This window comes from Micromonospora sp. WMMA1998, from assembly GCF_027497375.1.
Classification (GTDB): Bacteria; Actinomycetota; Actinomycetes; order Mycobacteriales; family Micromonosporaceae; genus Micromonospora; species Micromonospora sediminicola.
On record NZ_CP114911.1, the window covers coordinates 5773875 to 5793210 of the forward strand.

The following is a 19336-nucleotide window of genomic DNA, read 5'->3' on the forward strand; positions in this document are numbered from 1 at the left end:
GGACCGTGGAGTTCACCAAGGGCCACGGCACCGGCAACGACTTCGTCATCCTGCCCGACCCGGACGGCGCGCTCGACCTGACGCCCGGTCTGGTCGCCGCGCTCTGCGACCGGCGGCGCGGGCTCGGCGGCGACGGCGTGCTGCGTGTGGTACGCGCGGCCAAGCACCCGGAGGGTGTCGCGCTGGCCGGCGAGGCCGAGTGGTTCATGGACTACTGGAACTCCGACGGCTCGTTCGCCGAGATGTGCGGCAACGGCGCCCGGGTGTTCGTGCGCTATCTGCTGGAGCGTTCGCTTGCCGTCGCCCCGTCGGGCGGGGCACTGCCGATCGCGACCCGCGCCGGTCTGGTGCGGGCCCGGGTCGAGGGCGCCGACGTGGCGGTCGAGATGCGCCGCCCTCGCCTGTACGACACCGCCACCGTCACCCTGGGCGGGTTGACCCTGCCCGGCGCGGCCGTGGACGTCGGCAACCCGCACCTGGTGTGCGCGTTGCCCGCCGCGCTGGACCTGACCGGCCTCGACCTGACCCGCGCGCCCGAGGTCGACGCCGCGGTCTTCCCGTCCGGGGTGAACGTCGAGTTCACCACGCCCGGTGAGCCGGTCGACGGCGCCGACGGGCACGTGCTGATGCGGGTCTACGAACGCGGTTCGGCCGAGACGCTCTCCTGCGGCACCGGCGCCTGCGCGGTGGCGGCGGTGGCGTTGCGGGACGGCGACCGGGAGACCGGCACGGTGGCGGTGGACGTGCCGGGTGGTCGGCTCACCGTCACGGTCACCGCCGACTCGTGCTGGCTGGCCGGCCCGGCCGTTCTGGTCGCCACCGGCACGCTGGCCCCCGCCGCCCTGCTTCCCTGAGCTTCGACGCCCCGCTTCCCCGGACGCCCGCCGCCCTGCTTGCGGGCTCGGGGCTCGCCTGGCTGGGAGCTTGCCTGGCTGGGGGTTTGCCGGGCCCGCGGTTTGCCGGGCCCGCGGCTTGTCCGGGCGTCGCCGCTTCGGGCGCAGTGGTGACGTCGTGTGACGGCCGGCAAGAAGGGATGACGGAGAAGCGATATACCGCCTGGTCATATTTATGACTCAGTGGTATATCGCTCCTCAGTCGTCACCTCTCTCGACCGCGACACGCCGGGGCGGAGCGGGCGGGGCGAGGACGGGGGCGACTCCGTCAGGGGGTGGCGCTGGCGTTGGCGGCGATCTCGGGGAGGTCGGCCGGACCGGGGTCGGCCGCCGGCGGCAGCGTCACCGCCGGGTTCTGCGCGGCGGCGCGTACCGCGGCGGCCACCGCCGGGGCGACCCGCGAGTCGAAGACGCTGGGCACGATCACGGTGGGGTTGATCTTCTCCTCGCCGACCACGTCGGCGATGGCCCGGGCGGCAGCGATCGCCATCTCCTCGGTGAACTCCTCGGCGTGCGCGTCGAGCATGCCGCGGAACACGCCGGGGAAGGCGAGCACGTTGTTGATCTGGTTCGGCTGGTCGGAGCGGCCGGTGGCGACCACGGCGGCGTGCTTGCGCGCCTCCCGCGGGTCGACCTCCGGGTCCGGGTTGGCCAGCGCGAACACGATCGCGTCCTTCGCCATCGCGGCGACGTCGTCGCCGGTGAGCAGGTTCGGTGCGCTCACCCCGATGAAGACGTCCGCGCCGCGCACCGCCCCGGCCAGGTCACCGGAGTAGTTCTCCTTGTTGGTGTTCTCGGCCAGCCACTGCCAGGCCGGGTTGAGGTCGGGCAGGCCGCGGTGCAGGGCGCCCTGCCGGTCGTACGCGATGATGTCGCCCACGCCCTGGCGCAGCAGCAGCTTCATGATCGCGGTGCCGGCCGCGCCGGCGCCGGAGACCACGACCCGCACGTCCGCGAGCTGCTTGCCCACGACGCGCAGCGCGTTGGTGAGCGCGGCCAGCACGCAGATCGCGGTGCCGTGCTGGTCGTCGTGGAAGACCGGGATGTCCAGCGCCTCGCGCAGCCGGGCCTCGATCTCGAAGCAGCGCGGCGCGGCGATGTCCTCCAGGTTGATCCCGCCGTACGCCGGCGCGATGGCCTTGACGATGGCCACGATCTCGTCGGTGTCCTGGGTGTCCAGCACCACCGGCCAGGCGTCCACCCCGCCGAAGCGCTTGAACAGCGCGGCCTTGCCCTCCATCACCGGCAGCGAGGCGGCCGGCCCGAGGTTGCCCAGGCCGAGCACCGCGGAGCCGTCGCTGACCACGGCGACCGTGTTGCGCTTGATGGTGAGCCGGCGGGCGTCGGCCGGGTTCTCCGCGATCGCCATGCAGACCCGGGCCACCCCCGGGGTGTACGCGCGGGACAGCTCGTCGCGGGTGCGCAGCGCGACCTTCGGGGTGACCTCGATCTTGCCGCCCAGGTGCAGCAGGAACGTGCGGTCGGAGACCTTGCGCACGTCCACCCCGTCGAGCGCGGTGAGCGCGTCGACGACCTGGTCGGCGTGGCCGGCGTCGGCGGTGTCGCAGGTGAGGTCGACGATCACGTTGGTCGGGTCGGAGTCCACCACGTCCAGCGCGGTGACGATGGCGCCGGCCTCGCCCGCCGCGGTGGTCAGGCGGCCGATGGAGGAGGCGTCGGCGGGCACCGCGATCCGGATCGTGATGGAGAATCCCGCACTCGGCAGTCGGGTGATGGCCACGAGAAAACACTCCTCCGTCGACGCTGAGCGGCTCGACTGGCATTTCTACCCGCCCGGCCAGGTCGGCCGGCATCCGGCCCCGCTACCGGTGGGTAGCGCCACGGGCATAACACGGGTGCGTCCCGCGTTGACACATGTCAGGATTGCTGTCACGCGCCGAAAATTCTCGGCGATGCACATAACGGACAGGAGACGCAGTTTGCGCGAGCAGCAGGAGACCTTCCATCCCTACGAGGACGACGCGCTCGACGCCACCACCGGCGAGTACGAGCTGTCGGAGCGGCAGGCGCTGCGGCGGGTCCCCGGCCTCTCCACCGAGCTGACCGACATCACCGAGGTCGAATACCGCCAGTTGCGGCTGGAGCGGGTCGTCCTGGTGGGGGTCTGGACCGAGGGCACCCAGTCCGACGCCGACAACAGCCTCTCCGAGCTGGCGGCGCTGGCCGGGACGGCCGGCTCGCAGGTGCTCGAGGGGCTCATCCAGCGCCGCAACCGACCCGACCCGGCGACCTACATCGGTCGGGGCAAGGTCGACGACCTGGGCGCGGTGGTGCTCGCCACCGGCGCCGACACGGTCATCTGCGACGGTGAGCTGTCCCCGTCGCAGCTCCGTAACCTCGAGCAGCGCACCAAGGTCAAGGTGGTCGACCGTACCGCCCTGATCCTCGACATCTTCGCCCAGCACGCCAAGAGCAAGGAGGGCAAGGCGCAGGTCGAGCTGGCCCAGCTCGAATACCTGCTCCCGCGCCTGCGCGGTTGGGGTGAGACGCTCTCCCGGCAGACCGGTGGTAGCGGTCGCGGCGGCGGCGCCGGCGGCGGCGTGGGCCTGCGTGGTCCCGGTGAGACCAAGCTGGAGACCGACCGGCGTCGGATCCGGCACCGCATCGCGCGGCTGCGCCGCGAGATCAAGAGCATGACCACCGTACGCCAGACCAAGCGCGCCCGGCGGACCCGCAACGCGGTGCCGGCGGTGGCCATCGCCGGCTACACCAACGCCGGCAAGTCCAGCCTGCTCAACCGCCTCACCGGGGCGGGCGTGCTGGTGGAGAACGCACTGTTCGCCACGCTGGACCCGACCACCCGCCGGGCGACCACCTCCGACGGGCGGCTCTACACGCTCTCCGACACGGTCGGGTTCGTCCGGCACCTGCCGCACCAGATCGTCGAGGCGTTCCGCTCGACGCTGGAGGAGGTCGGCGACGCCGACCTGGTGGTGCACGTGGTCGACGGCACCCACCCGGATCCGGAGGAGCAGGTCCGGGCGGTCCGCGAGGTACTCGCCGAGGTGGGCGCCGACCGGCTGCCGGAACTGCTGGCGGTCAACAAGACCGACGCCACCGACGAGGAGACGATGCTGCGGCTCAAGCGGCTCTGGCCGGAGGCGGTGTTCGTCTCGGCGCACACCGGGCGCGGGGTCGACGAGCTGCGCGAGGCGATCGAGCGCCGCCTGCCCCGGCCGGCCGTCGAGGTCCGGGCGGTGCTCCCGTACGACCGGGGTGACCTGGTGGCCCGGGTGCACCGGCAGGGTGAGGTGCTGAGCACCGCGCACCTGCCCGAGGGCACGCTGCTGCACGTGCGGGTGGGGCAGGCGCTCGCCGCCGAGCTGGCCCCGTACCGCGCGGGGGACCGGCTCACCAGCGAGGAGCGGGTGGGCGCCGGGCGGTGAGCCGTCCGGCGTCACCCGCCCGAAACCCGGGTCGTGCGACACTGAGCGCCATGCGGCACGTTGTCTCCTCGGTCACGCTCGCGCTCGGCCTGGTCGGCGCGGTCGTGGCGCCGGCCGGGCCGGCCCCGGCGGCCCCCGCCGCGGCCCCCGTGCTGGCCGCGGCTCCCAAGAAGAAGTGCACGGTCACCGACGAGCGTCTGCGCGAGCTGTCCGGCCTGGTCGCCACCGCCAACGGCTACGTCGTCGTCAACGACGGCACCGAGGACGACAGTCGCAAGCGGGTCTTCTACCTCGACGCCAAGTGCAAGATCGACAAGGATCCGGTCCGCTACTCCGGTGACGGCCCCTTCGACACCGAGGACCTGGCCCTCGGGCCGGACCGCAAGACGCTCTGGATCGCCGACACCGGCGACAACGTCGAGAAGAAGACCCGGCGGGAGCGCGTCGCGGTCTGGACGATGCCGATCAGCGGTGCCAAGCAGCCGGTGCTGCACCGACTCAGCTACCCGGGCAAGGAGCCGCACGACGCCGAGGCGCTGCTCGTCGGCGACGACAACCTGCCGCTGGTGATCACGAAGGAACTCTCCGGCAAGTCGGAGATCTTCACGCCGACGGTGAAACTGAAGGCGGGCCCCGACACCGAACCGATCCCGATGAAGAAGGTCGGCGAGGTCACGCTCCCCCGGACGAACACCGAGAACAAGCTCGGTTCGCCGGGGCGGGCGCTGGTCACCGGCGCGGCCCGGTCGCCGGACGGCGCCCGGGTGGTGCTGCGCACGTACGCCGACGCGTTCGAGTTCGACGTGACCGGCGGTGACATCGTCAAGGCGCTCACCTCCGGCAAGCCCCGGGTCACCCCGCTGGCCGACCCGTTCGGCGAGGCCATCTCCTACACCCCCGACGGGAAGTCGTTCGTCACCGTCTCCGACGGCGGGTCGCTGGACCCGTCCGACCCGATCGACATCCTCGGCTACACGCCGGCCACCACAGGCGTGGAGGCGCTGCCCAACGGCGGCAAGGTCGAGACCAAGGCGGCCGCCCAGAAGTCCTGGCTCGAAGGGCTCTCGCTCGACGAGATCACCTATCTGATCGCCGCGGTCGGGGTGCTCGGCGCGCTGCTGGTCGGCGCGGGCGTCTTCGGCATCCTGCGGGCCCGGCGCAAGCCGGCGCCCGCCGAGCCGGCCGACGAGCCCGAGCGCAGCGGCGAGTTCCCGGTGAACAACGGCTTCCCGTCCGGCAGCCGGCCCGACGCGCCGCCGCGCGGCGGCGTCTACGGCGGTGGCCAGGGCGGTGGCGTCTACGGCGGCGCCGCGAACGGCGAGCGCCCACCGGCCGGCGGGGTCTACGGCGGTGGCCGGCCCCCGGGCGGCGGCGTCTACGGCGGGCAGCAGGGTGGCCGTCCGCAGGGCGGCGGGGTCTACGGCGGTGGCGGCCGGCCGGCCGGCGGCGCCAACGGGGCCCGGCCCGGCCCCGGCGGCGGCGTCTACGGCGGTGGCGGGCCCGGCGGCCCGGGCCAGGGCGGCGGCCGGGGCGGCTACGGCCCCGGGCCGGACGGCGCGGGGCGCCGCGGGCAGCCGCCGGGCGGTGGGGGTCGGCCGGGTGGTCGGGCCGAGCCGCCGCGTCGTGAGCCGGACCCGCGGGATCCGCGCGGCGGCCGTCGCGACGACCGGGGCGGCCAGTACGGGCCTGTCTCGGGCAGCCGGGACTACCGGGGCGACCGCTACTGAGACGACGGACGTGAGAGGAGGGGGTGACCGGTGACGGTCACCCCCTCCTCTCGTCGGCGCGTCAGATCCGGCGCAGCACCGCGACCACGCGGCCCATGATGGTGGCGTCGTCACCGGGGATCGGGTCGAACGCGGGGTTCTGCGGCATCAGCCAGACGTGCCCGTCCCGTCGCCGGTAGGTCTTCACCGTCGCCTCGCCGTCGAGCATGGCCGCCACGATGTCACCCACCTCGGCGTTGGGCTGCTGGCGGACGACCACCCAGTCGCCGTCGCAGATCGCCGCGTCGAGCATCGAGTCGCCCTTGACCTGGAGCATGAAGACCTCGCCCTCACCGACCAGCTCGCGGGGGAGGGGGAAGATGTCCTCCACCGCCTGCTCGGCGAGGATCGGCCCACCGGCGGCGATCCGGCCCAGCATCGGCACGTACGCCGGGGCGGGGCGCTGGGCGCGGGCGGCCTCGTCGTCGGCGTCGCTCGGCGCGCGGACGTCGACGGCGCGCGGCCGGTTCGGGTCGCGGCGCAGGAAGCCCTTCTTCTCCAGCTCCTTGAGCTGGTAGGCGACGCTGGACGGGGAGACCAGGCCGACCGCCTCGCCGATCTCGCGCACGCTCGGCGGGTAGCCGTGGCGCTCGACCCAGGTGCGGATGAACTCCAGGATCCGGCGCTGCCGGGCGGTCAGGTCGACCGTCGTCGGGTCGGGGAAGCTGCTGACCACCGGCGTCACCGGTCGTACCGCCGGCTGGGCGGCGCGGCTGCGCGCGGTGCGGGGGCGACGGGTCGCCGGCGGCCCCGCCCCGTCGATCGGCTGCGGGTTCTTCTGCCGGCTGGCCCGGTCCTCGGTCACGTCCGTCCTCCCTGGTCGGCGCTGGGTGCCTCGTCGGCTCGTGGTGCGTGTGGATCTGACCGTATAGGTGAGATCGGCCATTTTCAAACATCTGTACGACGTGGTGTCGGCGTGTCGCGTCGAAATCCTGGATTTCCGAACGGCTGTTCTGATAAATGGTACGTCGCACTCGAACGGATGTTCTATCCCGGCGGCCCGTGACCGGGGGCGGGTGCTCGCCGTTGGGCTCCTCGGCGAGGTCGCGGCGGACGTGATCCTGATGACGCGCCGGACACGCCGGCCAACTTGACCTCGCTAGTGGGACGACATACGGTCAACCCCTAGATGTAGTAGTCACATGGGCGTAAGTTGCCTACAGGTTGGGTTCAACTACCGAACGCACTCCCGCATCGCGCACCCGGCGACGGCCATCGACCGATGGCTCCGCCGTGTCGACGCGTGCCCGGGGGTCGGTGGGTGTGCCCGTGGTCGAAGGAGGAGGTCGGGCGATGCGGTGTCCGTACTGCCGGCACGCCGACTCCCGGGTCGTCGACTCGCGGGAGGCCGACGACGGCCAGCTCATCCGGCGGCGCCGGTCCTGCCCCGAGTGCGGCAAGCGGTTCACCACCGTCGAGGAGGCGGTGCTCGCGGTGGTCAAGCGCAGCGGGGTGACCGAGCCGTTCAGCCGCACGAAGATCATCGGCGGGGTGCGCAAGGCGTGCCAGGGCCGGCCGGTCGACGACGACTCGATCGCGCTGCTGGCACAGAAGGTCGAGGAGACCGTGCGCGCCAGGGGGGCCGCCGAGATCCCCAGTCACGACGTGGGCCTGGCCATCCTCGGCCCGTTGCGTGACCTGGACGAGGTCGCCTACCTGCGGTTCGCCAGCGTCTACCGGTCCTTCGACTCGCTCGCCGACTTCGAGCGGGAGATCGAGACGCTGCGGTCCGCCGCGCGCGCCCGGGAGGGCGCCGGTGCCGGAGCGGCCGAGGCCGCCGGCGCGATCAGCTGACATTTTCGAGTTTCTGACAGGTTGTAGACGAGGCGCGGTGGGTGACCGTGCCGACGAGGGGGGCGAGGGCGTGACGACCAGCAAGTCACGGAACAAGGCCGGGGCGGGGCTGAAGATCGAGCGCGTCTGGACGACCGAGGGGGTGCATCCCTACGACGAGGTCGCCTGGGAGCGCCGCGACGTCGTGATGACGAACTGGCGGGACGGCTCGATCAACTTCGAGCAGCGCGGGGTGGAGTTCCCCGAGTCCTGGTCGGTCAACGCGGCCAACATCGTGACCACCAAGTACTTCCGGGGCGCGGTGGGGACCCCGGAGCGCGAGTGGTCGCTGCGGCAATTGATCGACCGGGTGGTCGACACCTACCGCACCGCCGGTGAGGAGTACGGCTACTTCGCCGGCCCGGCCGACGCCGAAGTGTTCGCACACGAGCTGACCTGGATGCTGCTGCACCAGGTGTTCAGCTTCAACTCGCCGGTCTGGTTCAACGTCGGCACGCCGTCGCCGCAGCAGGTCAGCGCCTGCTTCATCCTGGCCGTCGACGACTCGATGGACTCCATCCTCGACTGGTACAAGGAGGAGGGGCGGATCTTCCAGGGCGGCTCGGGCGCCGGGGTCAACCTGTCCCGGATCCGGTCCTCGAAGGAACTGCTCTCCTCCGGTGGCACCGCCTCCGGCCCGGTCAGCTTCATGCGCGGCGCGGACGCCTCCGCCGGCACCATCAAGTCCGGTGGCGCCACCCGGCGGGCGGCCAAGATGGTCATCCTCGACGTCGACCACCCGGACATCGAGGAGTTCGTGGCGACCAAGGCGCGCGAGGAGGACAAGATCCGCGCGCTGCGCGACGCCGGGTTCGACATGGACCTGGGCGGCGCGGACATCGTCAGCGTGCAGTACCAGAACGCCAACAACTCGGTCCGCGTCTCCGACGAGTTCATGACCGCGGTGGAGAACGGCGGCGGCTTCGACCTGCGCGGCCGGCTCGACGGGCAGACCATCGAGACGATCGACGCGAAGAAGCTGTTCCACACCATCTCCCAGGCCGCCTGGGAGTGTGCCGACCCGGGCCTGCAGTACGACGACACGATCAACGACTGGCACACCTGCCCGGAGACCGGGCGGATCACCGCGTCGAACCCGTGCTCGGAATACCTGCACCTGGACAACTCCTCGTGCAACCTGGCCTCGCTGAACCTGATGAAGTTCCTGCGCGCCGACGGCGGCTTCGAGGTGGAGAAGTTCGTCCGGTCGGTCGAGTTCGTCATCACCGCGATGGACATCTCGATCTGCTTCGCCGACTTCCCGACCGAGAAGATCGGTGAGACCACCCGCGCCTACCGGCAGCTCGGCATCGGGTACGCCAACCTGGGTGCCCTGCTGATGGCCTCCGGCCTGCCCTACGACTCGGAGCAGGGGCGGGAGGTGTCCGCGGCGATCACCTCGCTGATGACCGGTACCGCCTACCGCCGTTCCGCCGAGCTGGCCGGCATCGTCGGCGCGTACGACGGCTACGCCCGCAACGCCGAGCCGCACAAGCGGGTCATGCGCAAGCACGCCGCCGCCAACGACGCGATCAAGCCGACCGGCACCGTGGCCACCGCCCTGCAGCGCGAGGCGACCAAGCAGTGGACGCTGGGCAACAAGCTCGGTGACAAGAACGGTTGGCGCAACTCGCAGGCCAGCGTGCTCGCCCCGACCGGCACCATCGGGCTGATGATGGACTGCGACACCACCGGTGTCGAGCCGGACCTGGCGCTGGTGAAGTTCAAGAAGCTGGTCGGCGGCGGCTCGATGCAGATCGTCAACCAGACCGTCCCGCGCGCCCTGCGCAGCCTCGGCTACCCCGAGGAGCAGGTCGAGGCGATCGTCGAGCACATCGCCGACCACGGGCACGTGGTGGACGCCCCCGGCCTGAAGCCGGAGCACTACCCGGTCTTCGACTGCGCCATGGGCGAGCGCTCGATCGCGCCGATGGGCCACGTGCGGATGATGGCGGCGGTCCAGCCGTTCATCTCCGGCGCCATCTCCAAGACGGTCAACATGCCGGAGCAGGCCACCGTCGCCGACGTCGAGAAGATCTACTTCGAGGGCTGGAAGCTCGGCCTGAAGGCGCTGGCGATCTACCGGGACAACTGCAAGGTGGGCCAGCCGCTGTCGGTCGCCAAGCCGAACAAGGCCACCGCCGACACGCAGACCCCGGCCGCCGAGGTCGAGAGGGTCGTGGAGAAGGTCGTCGAGTACCGCCCGGTGCGCAAGCGGCTGCCGAAGAAGCGCCCGTCGCAGACGGTCTCCTTCTCGGTCGGCGGCGCGGAGGGCTACCTCACCGCCTCGTCCTACCCGGACGACGGCCTCGGCGAGGTCTTCCTCAAGATGTCGAAGCAGGGCTCGACCCTGGCCGGTGTGATGGACGCCTTCTCGGTGGCCATCTCCATCGGTCTCCAGTACGGCGTCCCGCTGGAGACGTACGTCAGCAAGTTCACCAACATGCGCTTCGAGCCGGCCGGCATGACCGACGACCCGGACGTGCGGATGGCCGCCTCGGTGATGGACTACATCTTCCGTCGCCTGGCGCTGGACTTCCTGCCGTACGACCGCCGTGCGGAGCTGGGCATCTTCACCGCCAAGGAGCGGGCCGCCCAGCTCCGGGCCGAGGCGGAGGCGGAGGCGAGCGGTGCGGACCTCACCGCGATGGCCGCCTCCGCCCCGGTCGAGGCGCCCGAGCCGAAGACCGGCCCGGTCGCCCAGCCGGCGCAGGAGATGGCCGACGTCGCGGCCGTCAAGCCCGCCCCGGCCGTGGGTTCCAGCACCGAGCTGCTGGAGGCCGTGATCGGCAAGGCCGCCGACGCGCCGCTCTGCTTCACCTGCGGCACGAAGATGCGGCCGGCCGGTAGCTGCTACGTCTGCGAGGGCTGCGGCTCCACCAGCGGTTGCAGCTGACGTTCCACGGTTGCGCGAGCGCGGCGGGGATCTCCCTGCCGCGCTCGCGGCGTCTCATGATCCGTTCCATCTCGGCGAGGTGACGCGCCCCCGGTGCCCGACGGGCAGGGGGACATGGTGACCCGAGGTCGCCTGTCGAGCTGAGATCAGGAACGACTCAGCCGCGCGGGAGCCGGACGAGCCGGCACCTCGGCGGCGACCTCGACGCAAGGGCTTGGACCCCGCCGGCCGGGGCAGCGGCGGGTGTGGACGGTCACAGACCCCACTGCCGGGAACTGGAATGCTCGCGGAGTGACCACTGCTGACATCTACCTGGCGTTCGCCGACCGTGAGGCGCGCGGCGTGTCCCCGGCGTACGAACGGTTGTCGCGGGCCGTGGCGCGCGACCCCGAGCTGCTCGCGCTGCTCGACACGCTGCCGCCGGCCAAGCGCCAGCCGAACCTACTCTTCGGCGTGGTGCGGCTGGGCGGCGGGCCGGTGGACGACCCGGGGGCGTTCCGGGCGTACGTATCGGCGCACTGGCCGGAGATCGCGGCCCAGATGCGGGTCCGGGCGACGCAGACGAACGAGGCCGGCCGGTGCGCCGCGCTGCTGCCGGTGCTCGCCGCGCTGCCGCAGCCGTTGGCGCTGCTGGAGGTGGGGGCCTCCGCGGGGCTGTGCCTCTATCCCGACAGGTACGCCTACCGCTACGGCGACCGGCCGGTCGGCGACGGGGAGCCGGTGCTCGACTGCGTGCTCACCGGCGTCGCCCCGCCCGCGCGGCGGCCGGAGGTGGTGTGGCGGGCCGGGCTGGACGTGAACCCGCTCGACGTCACCGACCCCGCGGACCTGGCCTGGCTGGACGCGCTGATCTGGCCGGAGCACCGGCACCGTCGGGAGCGGCTGCGCGCCGCGGCGGCGGTCGCCGGGTCCGATCCACCGTTGCTGCTCCGGGGCGACCTGGTCGACGACCTGCCGGCGCTGGCGGCACGCGCCCCGGTCGACGCGACGCTCGTCGTCTTCCACAGTTCGGTGCTCTACCAGGTGCCGCCGGTGCGCCGGGCGGCGTTCACCGCGCTGGTACGGACGCTGCCCGGGCACTGGCTCGCCAACGAGGACCCGACCGTGCTGCCGCACGCCGACCTGCCCGAGCCGCCCGCCGGCGGGTTCCACAACGTCCTCGCCCTGGACGGACGCCCGCTCGCCTGGACCCGCGGCCACGGCCAGGCCGCCACCTGGTTCGCCTGACCCCACTACCCCGTCGATCATGAACCTGGCGGCACGACACGCGGACGGATCGGCCGGCCAACTTCATGATCGACGGGGGTGGAGGGGTCAGTCGGGAAGGGATCGGACCGCCTGTTCGAGCACCCCGCGCAGGTCGGACTCGGCGCCGGCCGGAAGCGTCTGCGGCTGCACCACCTGGTAGGCGACCCGTACCTGGTAGCGGTCGCCGCGCCAGGCCCAGGCGTCGAACCGGGTCTCGCCGCCGTCCCAGGGGCGCACCGCCGCGCACGACGTGTCGCCGGGACCGGCCGTGGTCTGCTCCGCGGCGATCCGCGCGCACCGGTCCTGCCGCCACGCGTCGTCGTACATGCCCTCGGCGTCGACGGACACGGTGACGACCAGGTCGCCCCGCATCGAGGTGCCGCTGGTCAGGTCCACCGCGCACTCCCGGGAGCCGCTGCGGTCGCCGAGGTTCGCCGAGGCGCTGGGCCGGGCGCCGGGCGCGAGCCGTCCCAGCAGGTCGGCGGGGAGCAGCGCGCACGGATCGCGGAGCTGGTCCGGCAGGGCGGTCTCGTCGGCGGAACAGCCGCTCGTGGCCATCACGAGCGCACCGGCGCACAGGATCATCGCGGTCGGTCTCACCTTGGGTCCTCTCTGGACGGTCGCGGGAGACCGTAGCAACGACGGTCAATATCAACTCCGGGTGGTCGGGGGCCTACCGAAACGCGGGAACTAGGGTTGGCGGTCGTGACCGAACCGCACTGGCTGACCGAGACCCGGGCCGCCTACGACACCGTCGCCGAGGACTACGCGCGGCTGCTGCCCGACGTGGTCGAACCGCCGCTGGACCGGGCCGTGCTGGCCGCCTTCGCCGAGACGGTCGGGCCGGACCGGCCGGTGCTGGAGGTCGGCTGCGGCACCGGCCGGGTCACCGCCCACCTGCGCCGCCTCGGGCTCGACGTGACCGGCGTCGACCTGTCGCCCGGCATGGTGGCGGTGGCCCGCCGGGCTTACCCGGAGCTGCGCTTCGCGGTCGGCTCGATGACCGAACCGATCGCCGCGGACGGGTCGCTGGCCGGGCTGGTCGCCTGGTACTCGGTGATCCACCTGCCGCCGGAGCTGCTGCCCGAGGTGTTCGCCGGCTTCCACCGGGCGCTCACCCCCGGCGGGCACCTGCTGCTCGCCGTCAAGGCCGGCGACCGGCTCGACCGGCGGGAACGGGCGTACGGCCACCGGGTCACCTACGACGTGCACTGGCTGCCGCCGCAGCGGTTGTCCGCGCAGCTCACCGCAGCCGGGTTCGCCGTCACGGCCACGATCCTGCGCGAGCCGGTCGACGCCGAGCGGCAGCCCCAGGCGTTCCTGCTCGCACGGCGGGCCGGGCGGTGACCGTCGCGCTGTTCACCCTCGGCGGGACCATCGCGATGGCCGGCGCCGGCGCCGGGGGAGTGGTCGCCCGGCTCACCGGCGCCGACCTCACCGCCGCCGTACCCGGGCTCGCCGACATCCCGCTCGACGTGCGCGACGTCGAGGCGGTGCCCAGCGCCGCGCTCGCGTACCGACAGATCCTCGACCTGGTGGACGCGGGGGCCGAGGCGGTCGCCGGCGGGGCGACCGGCGTGGTGGTCACCCAGGGCACCGACACGCTGGAGGAGACCGCGTGGCTGGCCGACCTGGTCTGGCCGCACGCCGCGCCGCTGGTGTTCACCGGCGCCATGCGCAACCCCACGCTCGCCGGCCCGGACGGGCCGGCGAACCTGCTCGCGGCCGTGCGGGTCGCGGCCGCGCCGGCCGCGCGGGACCTCGGCGTCCTGGTCGCGTTCGCCGACGAGATCCACGCCGCGCGGTTCGTCCGCAAGACCCACAGCACGAGTACGGGCACCTTCGTCTCGCCCAACGCCGGGCCGCTCGGGCAGGTGGTCGAGGGTCGGGTACGGGTGCTGACCCGGCCGCCCCGCCACGCGCCCCTGCCCGCGGTGGACCGCGAGCGGCTGGCCACCACCCGGGTCGCGCTGCACACCGTGACGCTCGACGACGACGTGGCGCTGCTCGACGCCGTGGGCGCCGGCCGGGACGGGCTGGTGGTGGCCGGCTTCGGGGTGGGGCACGTGCCGCCGGCGTTCGCCCCGGCGCTGGGCGCGCTGGCCGGGCGGATGCCGGTGGTGCTGACCTCGCGCACCGGCGCCGGGTCGGTGCTGCGGGACACCTACGGCGCGGTCGGCTCGGAACGGGACCTGCGGCGGCGCGGCCTGATCGACGGCGGGCTGCTCGACCCGTACAAGGCGAAGGTGCTGCTGCGGCTGCTGCTCGCCACCGACGCCGAGCCCACGGCGATCACGGAGGCGTTCGGGCGTCACGGGTGAGGGTGTTAAAAGGGGGCCCCGCCTATGCGCGAGACGTTAAGAAGGGGCCCTTCCTTACACTCCAGCGGTGAGTGACGAGCTGGCGAACCGCCCGCTGACCGAGCCGCACCCGTCGCGCCTGTCGCCGACGCACCCCGGCCGGAAGCGGATCCTGGCCGCGCACGCCGCCGCGCTGGCCGCCGGGGAGTCCGGCTACCTGGACCCGGAGACCGGACTGTTCGTGCTCAGCGCCGGCTTCCTGGCCCGGCGCGGCACGTGCTGCGGGCGAGGGTGCCGGCACTGTCCGTACGTGGCCGATTAGGACACCTCGGCAGGGATGGCGCCCCGGACGGTGTAGTGGTGCATCGTGACGCCCTGGGCGAACGATCGCTGCTCGACCAGGTCGAGGTCGACCGGCTTGTCCCAGTCGTCGAACAGCGGCCGGCCGAAGCCGAGGATCGTCGGGTGGGTGAAGAGCAGCAGCTCGTCCAGAAGCCCGGCCCGGAGCAGTTGTGTGGCGAGCGTCGCGCCGCCCACACCGAGGGTGCCGTCGGTCTCCGCGCGGAGAACGGCCAGTTGCGCGATCGCGTCGTCCCCACCGATGACCCGGGTGCCGTGGCCGGCGCTGGCGCGGGTGCGGGAGACGAGCACCTTGGGCGCGGACGTCCAGATCTCGCCGTACTCCCGCATGACCTCCGGCAGCGACGCGTCCTCGCGCGCGTGCGGCCAGTACCCCTCCATCGTCTCGTAGATGACCCGGCCCTGGACCAGGCCGGCGAGCGTGCGCGCCCGGGCGTTGAACTCCCGGTGCAGCTCCTCGTCGATGCGCAGCCACTCGCCGGCGCCGTCGTCCCCGGGGACCTGCTCGATCCGTAGGTCGAGGGACACGTTCATCCAGTACTGGAAGCGGCCCACCATCCCCTCCTTCCCTAGTGGTTGCAATCTGCAACCACTATATTGGGACACAACTGCCTGTCAAGGAGGAGTCGTGGAACCACGGTCCGGGTGCCCGATCAACGCGGCCGTCGAGGTGCTCGGGGACCGATGGGCGCTGCTCGTGCTGCGCGACGTCATCTTCGGCGACCGCCGCCACTTCCGGGCGCTGCTCACCGGGTCGATCGAGGGCATCGCCTCGAACATCCTCGCCGACCGTCTCGTGCGACTCGTCGAGGCCGGAATCCTCACCCGCGGCGCCGCGGCACGGGGGCAACGTGCCCGCTACAGCCTGACCGAAGCCGGCATCCAGACCCTTCCGGTCCTCTACGCGCTCGGCAACTGGGGCCTCGACTGGCGTCCGGGCACCGAGGAACTCCAGCTCCGGCAGCGGATCATGCGGGACCAGGGCCCGGGATTCGTCGAGGAACTCATGGACGAGCTGCGGACACGCCACCTCGACGCCCCGCCGAAGCCGCACGACGGCCCCGGACCGCTCGAACGCCTGAACGCCGCGTACGCCGCCGAGCGGGAACGTCGCGCCTAGGGCTTCCGTCCCCGCCGGGCGGCCCGTACGGTGTCCGACGGAACTCCGGCGGGTCCGACCCGCCGCCGACCGCGGAGGTCTCCCGTGCGCGCCCGTACCTGGCTGGCCGCCTCGGCCGTCCTGCTCGCCACCGGCTGCGCCGACGAGGCAGCGGAGGTCGCCGTGCCGGCGGACCGGCCCCCGGTCGAGGTCGCCGCGGCGTCCTCCGGCGGGGCGTGCCGGCTGCTCGACTTCGCGGTGATCGCCGAGCACATCGGCGCCACGTTCGACGTGGCCGCCGCCACCGAGCGGGGGGACACCCACACCTGCGTGCTCCGCGCCCAGGCGGCCGTGCTGCCGGAGCTGACGCTCTCGGTGACCGAGACGTCGATCGACACGTCGACGTTCACGCTGGACGTGCAGCCGCGCGGGGCGGCCAAGGTCACCAAACTCGGGAAGATCGCCTACCGGCGGACGCTGCCGAAGAGCGCGAAGGCCGGGCCGGTCGCCGAGGTGGGCTGGTTGGCCGACGAGGGCCGGCTGGCCAGCCTGCGCTGGGCGACGCCGAAGGGCACCGCCACGGCCGAGGTCGAGAAGACCACCGGCAAGCTGGTCGCGCTGGCCAAGGTCCTCGACACCCGCAAGCTCTGAGCGCCGGGCGTCAGCGGGCCGCCACGAACACCCGGGAGGCCACCTCGCGGGGCAGCCGCACCCGGTCGCCGGAACGGTCGATGGAGACGCCGTCGCGTTCCTGCGCCACCGTCACGGTCGCGCCCGGGTCGACACCCGCGGCGTGCAGCTGCCGCAGCACGTCGGCGTCGGTCTGCACGCTCTCGCAGATCCGCCGCACCACGACCGGGCCGGACAGGCCCGGGAACGCCAGGTTGCGCTCGCCCTCGACCGTCTCGACCGCCGGCTGGCCCGGATCGCCCAGCTCCTCCAGGCCCGGGATCGGGTTGCCGTAGGGCGAGCGGGTCGGCCGGTTGAGCAGGTCGTAGACCCGCTTCTCCACCGCGTCGCTCATCACGTGCTCCCACCGGCAGGCCTCCTCGTGGGCCTCCTCGTAGGGCATCCCGATCACGTTGACCAGCAGCAGCTCGGCCAGCCGGTGCTTGCGCATCACGGACACGGCGGTGTTGCGGCCCAGCGGGGTGAGGGCCAGGTGCCGGTCGCCCTCGACGGTGAGCAGACCGTCGCGCTCCATCCGGGCGACGGTCTGGCTGACGGTCGGGCCGCTCTGCTTCAACCGCTCGGCGATGCGGGCACGCAGCGGCGGCACACCCTCCTCCTCCAGCTCGAGGATGGTGCGCAGGTACATCTCGGTTGTGTCAACCAGGTCGTGCTTCACGTCAGCGGCCTCCCGGCGTCCGATGCTACCCGTAACCACCGACCGTCGACCGCAGGCGAACCCGGAGGTCGCGGCCCGGATGGTGTTGACTGGACCGCATGTCCGGAACCGCAGAGCTGTTGGTCGAGCCGGACCGGCTCGCCGCCGAGCTCGACCACGCCGACCCGCCCACCGTGCTCGACGCCCGCTGGCGGCTGGCCGGCCCGCCCGGCCGCGACGACTACGCCCTCGGCCACCTCCCCGGCGCCGTCTTCGTCGACCTGGACACCGAGCTGTGCGGGCGGCCCGGCGCCGCGGGCCGGCACCCGCTGCCCGACCCGGCGGCGTTGCAGACGGCGCTGCGGGCCGCCGGCGTCCGCGCCGGTCACCCCGTGGTGGTGTACGACGGCGGCGACGGGATGTCCGCCGCGCGGGCCTGGTGGACGCTGCGCTGGGCGGGTCACCGGGAGGTGCGGGTGCTGCACGGCGGCTGGCCGGCCTGGACCGCCGCCGGCCTGCCGGTGGACACCGGGGCGCCAAAGCCGACGCCCGGCGACGTGACGGTCGCCCCGGGCGGGCTGCCGGTGCTCGACGCGGCGGGGGCCGCCCGGCTCGCCGCCGCCGACTCCGGCGTGCTGCTCGACGTGCGGGCCGCGCCGCGTTACCTCGGCGAGCACGAGCCGGTCGACCCGGTCGCCGGGCACGTGCCCGGCGCGGTCAACCTGCCCGCCCCGGAGTACGTCACGCAGGGCAGGTTCCCCGCCGCCGAGGCGCTGCGCGCGCGTTTCGCGGCCGCCGGGGTCGGCGGGGACGCGCCGGTCGGGGCGTACTGCGGCTCGGGGGTGACCGCCGCGCAGGCGGTGCTGGCGCTGCACCTGGCCGGTCGTCCGGACGCCGCCCTCTACGTCGGCTCGTGGAGCCAGTGGGTGGCCGACCCGGACCGTCCGGTGGCGACCGGCGGCACGTCCGGTCGGTGAACGCGCGGCTGGTGGGCGTGCCCGGGCCCGCGTGCGACGATGGCCGCATGGCCGACGACACGGTGGTGGTGTGGGACGAGGCCCTCCTCGCCTACGACATGGGCGACCATCCGCTCGACCCGGTCCGGGTCGAGCTGACCATGGCACTCGCCCGGGAGCTGGGCGTGCTGGACCGGCCCGGGGTGCGGGTGGTCAAGCCCGAGCCGGCCGACGACGCCCTGCTGACCCGGGTGCACGAGCCGGCCTATCTGGCCGCGGTCCGCGCCGCGCCGCGGGACCCGCTCTTCGCCGGCTTCGGTCTGGGCACCTCGGACAATCCGGTCTTCGACGGGATGCACGAGTCGAGTGCGCTGATCGCGGGCGCGACCGTGGCCGCGGCCGAGGCGGTGTGGCGTGGCGAGGCCCGGCGCGCGGTCAACGTGGCCGGTGGGCTGCACCACGCCATGCCGGCCCGGGCGGCCGGGTTCTGCGTCTACAACGACCCGGCGGTGGCCATCGCCCGCCTGCTCGACCTGGGCGCGGAGCGGATCGCGTACGTGGACGTGGACGTGCACCACGGCGACGGGGTGCAGGAGATCTTCTACCACGACCCGCGGGTGCTCACGGTCAGCCTGCACGAGACGCCGCTCGCGTTGTTCCCCGGCACCGGTTTCCCGGACGAGACCGGCGGGCCGGGCGCGGAGGGCACCGCGGTCAACGTGCCGCTGCCGCCCGGGGTCGGTGACGCCGGCTGGCAGCGGGCGTTCCACGCGGTGGTGCCGTCGGTGCTGCGCGCGTACCGGCCCCAGCTGCTGGTCACCCAGTGCGGCGCGGACGGGCACCGCAGTGACCCGCTCGCCGACCTGCACCTGTCCGTGGACGGGCAGCGGGCCACCTACCTGGCGTTGCGGGCGCTCGCCGACGAGCTGTGCGACGGCCGCTGGGTGGCCACCGGCGGCGGCGGGTACGCGCTGGTCGAGGTGGTGCCCCGGGCCTGGACGCACCTGCTCGCGATCGCCAGCGGCGAGCCGATCGACCCGGCCACGCTCACCCCGCCCGCCTGGCGGGAGCTGGCCGCGCGCCGGCGGCCCGGGCACGACGTCCCGCTGCGGATGACCGACGACGTGGACCCGGACTATCAGCCGTGGCAGCCGAGCGGCGAGCCCAACGCGGTGGACCGGGCGGTCGCGGCCACCCGCAAGGCGGTCTTCCCGCTGCTCGGGCTCGACCCGCACGACCCGCGCGACTGAT

18 protein-coding genes are annotated in these 19336 nt (G+C 73.3%); 13 read left to right on the forward strand and 5 right to left on the reverse strand.

Annotated elements, in window-relative coordinates:
- Positions 1 to 5: 5 nt before the first annotated feature.
- The gene (gene dapF / locus O7600_RS26860; RefSeq protein WP_281591198.1) at positions 6 to 854 is read left to right on the forward strand and encodes a diaminopimelate epimerase; all 849 of its coding nucleotides are present in this window, start codon (positions 6 to 8) and stop codon (positions 852 to 854) included.
- A gap of 307 nt (positions 855 to 1161) precedes the next feature.
- On the opposite strand, the gene O7600_RS26865 is transcribed toward dapF, so the two are convergent.
- Complete coding sequence (locus O7600_RS26865; protein ID WP_281591199.1) at positions 1162 to 2634, reverse strand: NAD-dependent malic enzyme; 1473 nt, start codon at positions 2632 to 2634, stop codon at positions 1162 to 1164.
- 172 nt (positions 2635 to 2806) lie between these two features.
- Here O7600_RS26865 and hflX point away from each other — a divergent pair, with 172 nt between their 5' ends.
- Positions 2807 to 4300, forward strand: coding sequence for a GTPase HflX (gene hflX / locus O7600_RS26870; RefSeq protein WP_281591200.1), 1494 nt, complete (start codon positions 2807 to 2809; stop codon positions 4298 to 4300).
- A 50-nt stretch (positions 4301 to 4350) separates the two neighbouring features.
- Positions 4351 to 6027 carry a hypothetical protein gene (locus O7600_RS26875; protein WP_281591201.1) on the forward strand — a complete coding sequence of 559 codons (1677 nt, stop codon included), beginning with the start codon at positions 4351 to 4353 and terminating at the stop codon, positions 6025 to 6027.
- Between the two features lie 61 nt (positions 6028 to 6088).
- Here O7600_RS26875 and lexA read toward each other — a convergent pair whose 3' ends face one another.
- The gene (lexA, locus tag O7600_RS26880) at positions 6089 to 6871 is read right to left on the reverse strand and encodes a transcriptional repressor LexA (protein ID WP_281591202.1); all 783 of its coding nucleotides are present in this window, start codon (positions 6869 to 6871) and stop codon (positions 6089 to 6091) included.
- 488 nt (positions 6872 to 7359) lie between these two features.
- On the opposite strand from lexA, the gene nrdR reads away from it, so the two are divergent.
- The 3 genes from nrdR to O7600_RS26895 all read left to right on the forward strand — a co-directional run bounded on the left by nrdR (position 7360) and on the right by O7600_RS26895 (position 12022).
- A complete protein-coding gene (gene nrdR, locus O7600_RS26885) occupies positions 7360 to 7860 on the forward strand; it encodes a transcriptional regulator NrdR (RefSeq protein ID WP_091579656.1) in 501 nt (166 codons plus the stop codon).
- 37 nt (positions 7861 to 7897) lie between these two features.
- On the forward strand, positions 7898 to 10795 hold the full coding sequence (locus O7600_RS26890; RefSeq protein ID WP_281591203.1) for a vitamin B12-dependent ribonucleotide reductase: 2898 nt from the start codon (positions 7898 to 7900) through the stop codon (positions 10793 to 10795).
- Positions 10796 to 11086: 291 nt separating this feature from the next.
- Positions 11087 to 12022, forward strand: coding sequence for a DUF2332 domain-containing protein (locus tag O7600_RS26895; RefSeq protein ID WP_281591205.1), 936 nt, complete (start codon positions 11087 to 11089; stop codon positions 12020 to 12022).
- 87 nt (positions 12023 to 12109) lie between these two features.
- On the opposite strand, the gene O7600_RS26900 is transcribed toward O7600_RS26895, so the two are convergent.
- On the reverse strand, positions 12110 to 12643 hold the full coding sequence (locus tag O7600_RS26900) for a hypothetical protein (protein WP_281591206.1): 534 nt from the start codon (positions 12641 to 12643) through the stop codon (positions 12110 to 12112).
- 105 nt (positions 12644 to 12748) lie between these two features.
- Between O7600_RS26900 and O7600_RS26905 the strand changes: the two genes are divergently transcribed.
- From O7600_RS26905 to O7600_RS26915, 3 genes are all read left to right on the forward strand, one after another.
- Positions 12749 to 13390, forward strand: a complete 642-nt coding sequence (locus O7600_RS26905; protein WP_281591207.1) for a class I SAM-dependent methyltransferase — start codon at positions 12749 to 12751, stop codon at positions 13388 to 13390.
- Positions 13387 to 14364, forward strand: coding sequence for an asparaginase (locus O7600_RS26910; protein WP_281591208.1), 978 nt, complete (start codon positions 13387 to 13389; stop codon positions 14362 to 14364). Before O7600_RS26905 ends, O7600_RS26910 begins: the two co-directional genes overlap by 4 nt.
- A gap of 67 nt (positions 14365 to 14431) precedes the next feature.
- Complete coding sequence (locus tag O7600_RS26915) at positions 14432 to 14665, forward strand: DUF5522 domain-containing protein (RefSeq protein ID WP_281591209.1); 234 nt, start codon at positions 14432 to 14434, stop codon at positions 14663 to 14665.
- On the opposite strand, the gene O7600_RS26920 is transcribed toward O7600_RS26915, so the two are convergent.
- A complete protein-coding gene (locus O7600_RS26920; RefSeq protein ID WP_281591210.1) occupies positions 14662 to 15261 on the reverse strand; it encodes a dihydrofolate reductase family protein in 600 nt (199 codons plus the stop codon). The genes O7600_RS26915 and O7600_RS26920 overlap by 4 nt on opposite strands.
- A gap of 70 nt (positions 15262 to 15331) precedes the next feature.
- Between O7600_RS26920 and O7600_RS26925 the strand changes: the two genes are divergently transcribed.
- Positions 15332 to 15823 carry a helix-turn-helix domain-containing protein gene (locus O7600_RS26925; RefSeq protein WP_281591211.1) on the forward strand — a complete coding sequence of 164 codons (492 nt, stop codon included), beginning with the start codon at positions 15332 to 15334 and terminating at the stop codon, positions 15821 to 15823.
- Positions 15824 to 15907: 84 nt separating this feature from the next.
- On the forward strand, positions 15908 to 16453 hold the full coding sequence (locus O7600_RS26930) for a hypothetical protein (RefSeq protein WP_281591212.1): 546 nt from the start codon (positions 15908 to 15910) through the stop codon (positions 16451 to 16453).
- A 10-nt stretch (positions 16454 to 16463) separates the two neighbouring features.
- On the opposite strand, the gene O7600_RS26935 is transcribed toward O7600_RS26930, so the two are convergent.
- Entirely contained in the window at positions 16464 to 17150 is a 687-nt protein-coding gene (locus O7600_RS26935; RefSeq protein ID WP_099161997.1) for a metal-dependent transcriptional regulator, read from the reverse strand.
- Positions 17151 to 17248: 98 nt separating this feature from the next.
- Between O7600_RS26935 and O7600_RS26940 the strand changes: the two genes are divergently transcribed.
- Positions 17249 to 18106, forward strand: coding sequence for a sulfurtransferase (locus O7600_RS26940; RefSeq protein ID WP_281591213.1), 858 nt, complete (start codon positions 17249 to 17251; stop codon positions 18104 to 18106).
- 47 nt (positions 18107 to 18153) lie between these two features.
- Positions 18154 to 19335 (forward strand): acetoin utilization protein AcuC, encoded by a 1182-nt coding sequence (locus O7600_RS26945; RefSeq protein ID WP_281591214.1) that lies wholly within the window; start codon positions 18154 to 18156, stop codon positions 19333 to 19335.
- The last annotated feature ends 1 nt before the right edge of the window (position 19336 follow it).

Coding starts and splice junctions, on each gene's coding strand:
- hflX (WP_281591200.1), top strand. CDS start 2,807: ATGCACATAACGGACAGGAGACGCAGTTTGCGCGAGCAGCAGGAGACC.
- O7600_RS26875 (WP_281591201.1), top strand. CDS start 4,351: ATGCGGCACGTTGTCTCCTCGGTCACGCTCGCGCTCGGCCTGGTCGGC.
- nrdR (WP_091579656.1), top strand. CDS start 7,360: ATGCGGTGTCCGTACTGCCGGCACGCCGACTCCCGGGTCGTCGACTCG.
- O7600_RS26920 (WP_281591210.1), bottom strand. CDS start 15,261: ATGGTGGGCCGCTTCCAGTACTGGATGAACGTGTCCCTCGACCTACGG.
- O7600_RS26940 (WP_281591213.1), top strand. CDS start 17,249: ATGTCCGGAACCGCAGAGCTGTTGGTCGAGCCGGACCGGCTCGCCGCC.
- O7600_RS26945 (WP_281591214.1), top strand. CDS start 18,154: ATGGCCGACGACACGGTGGTGGTGTGGGACGAGGCCCTCCTCGCCTAC.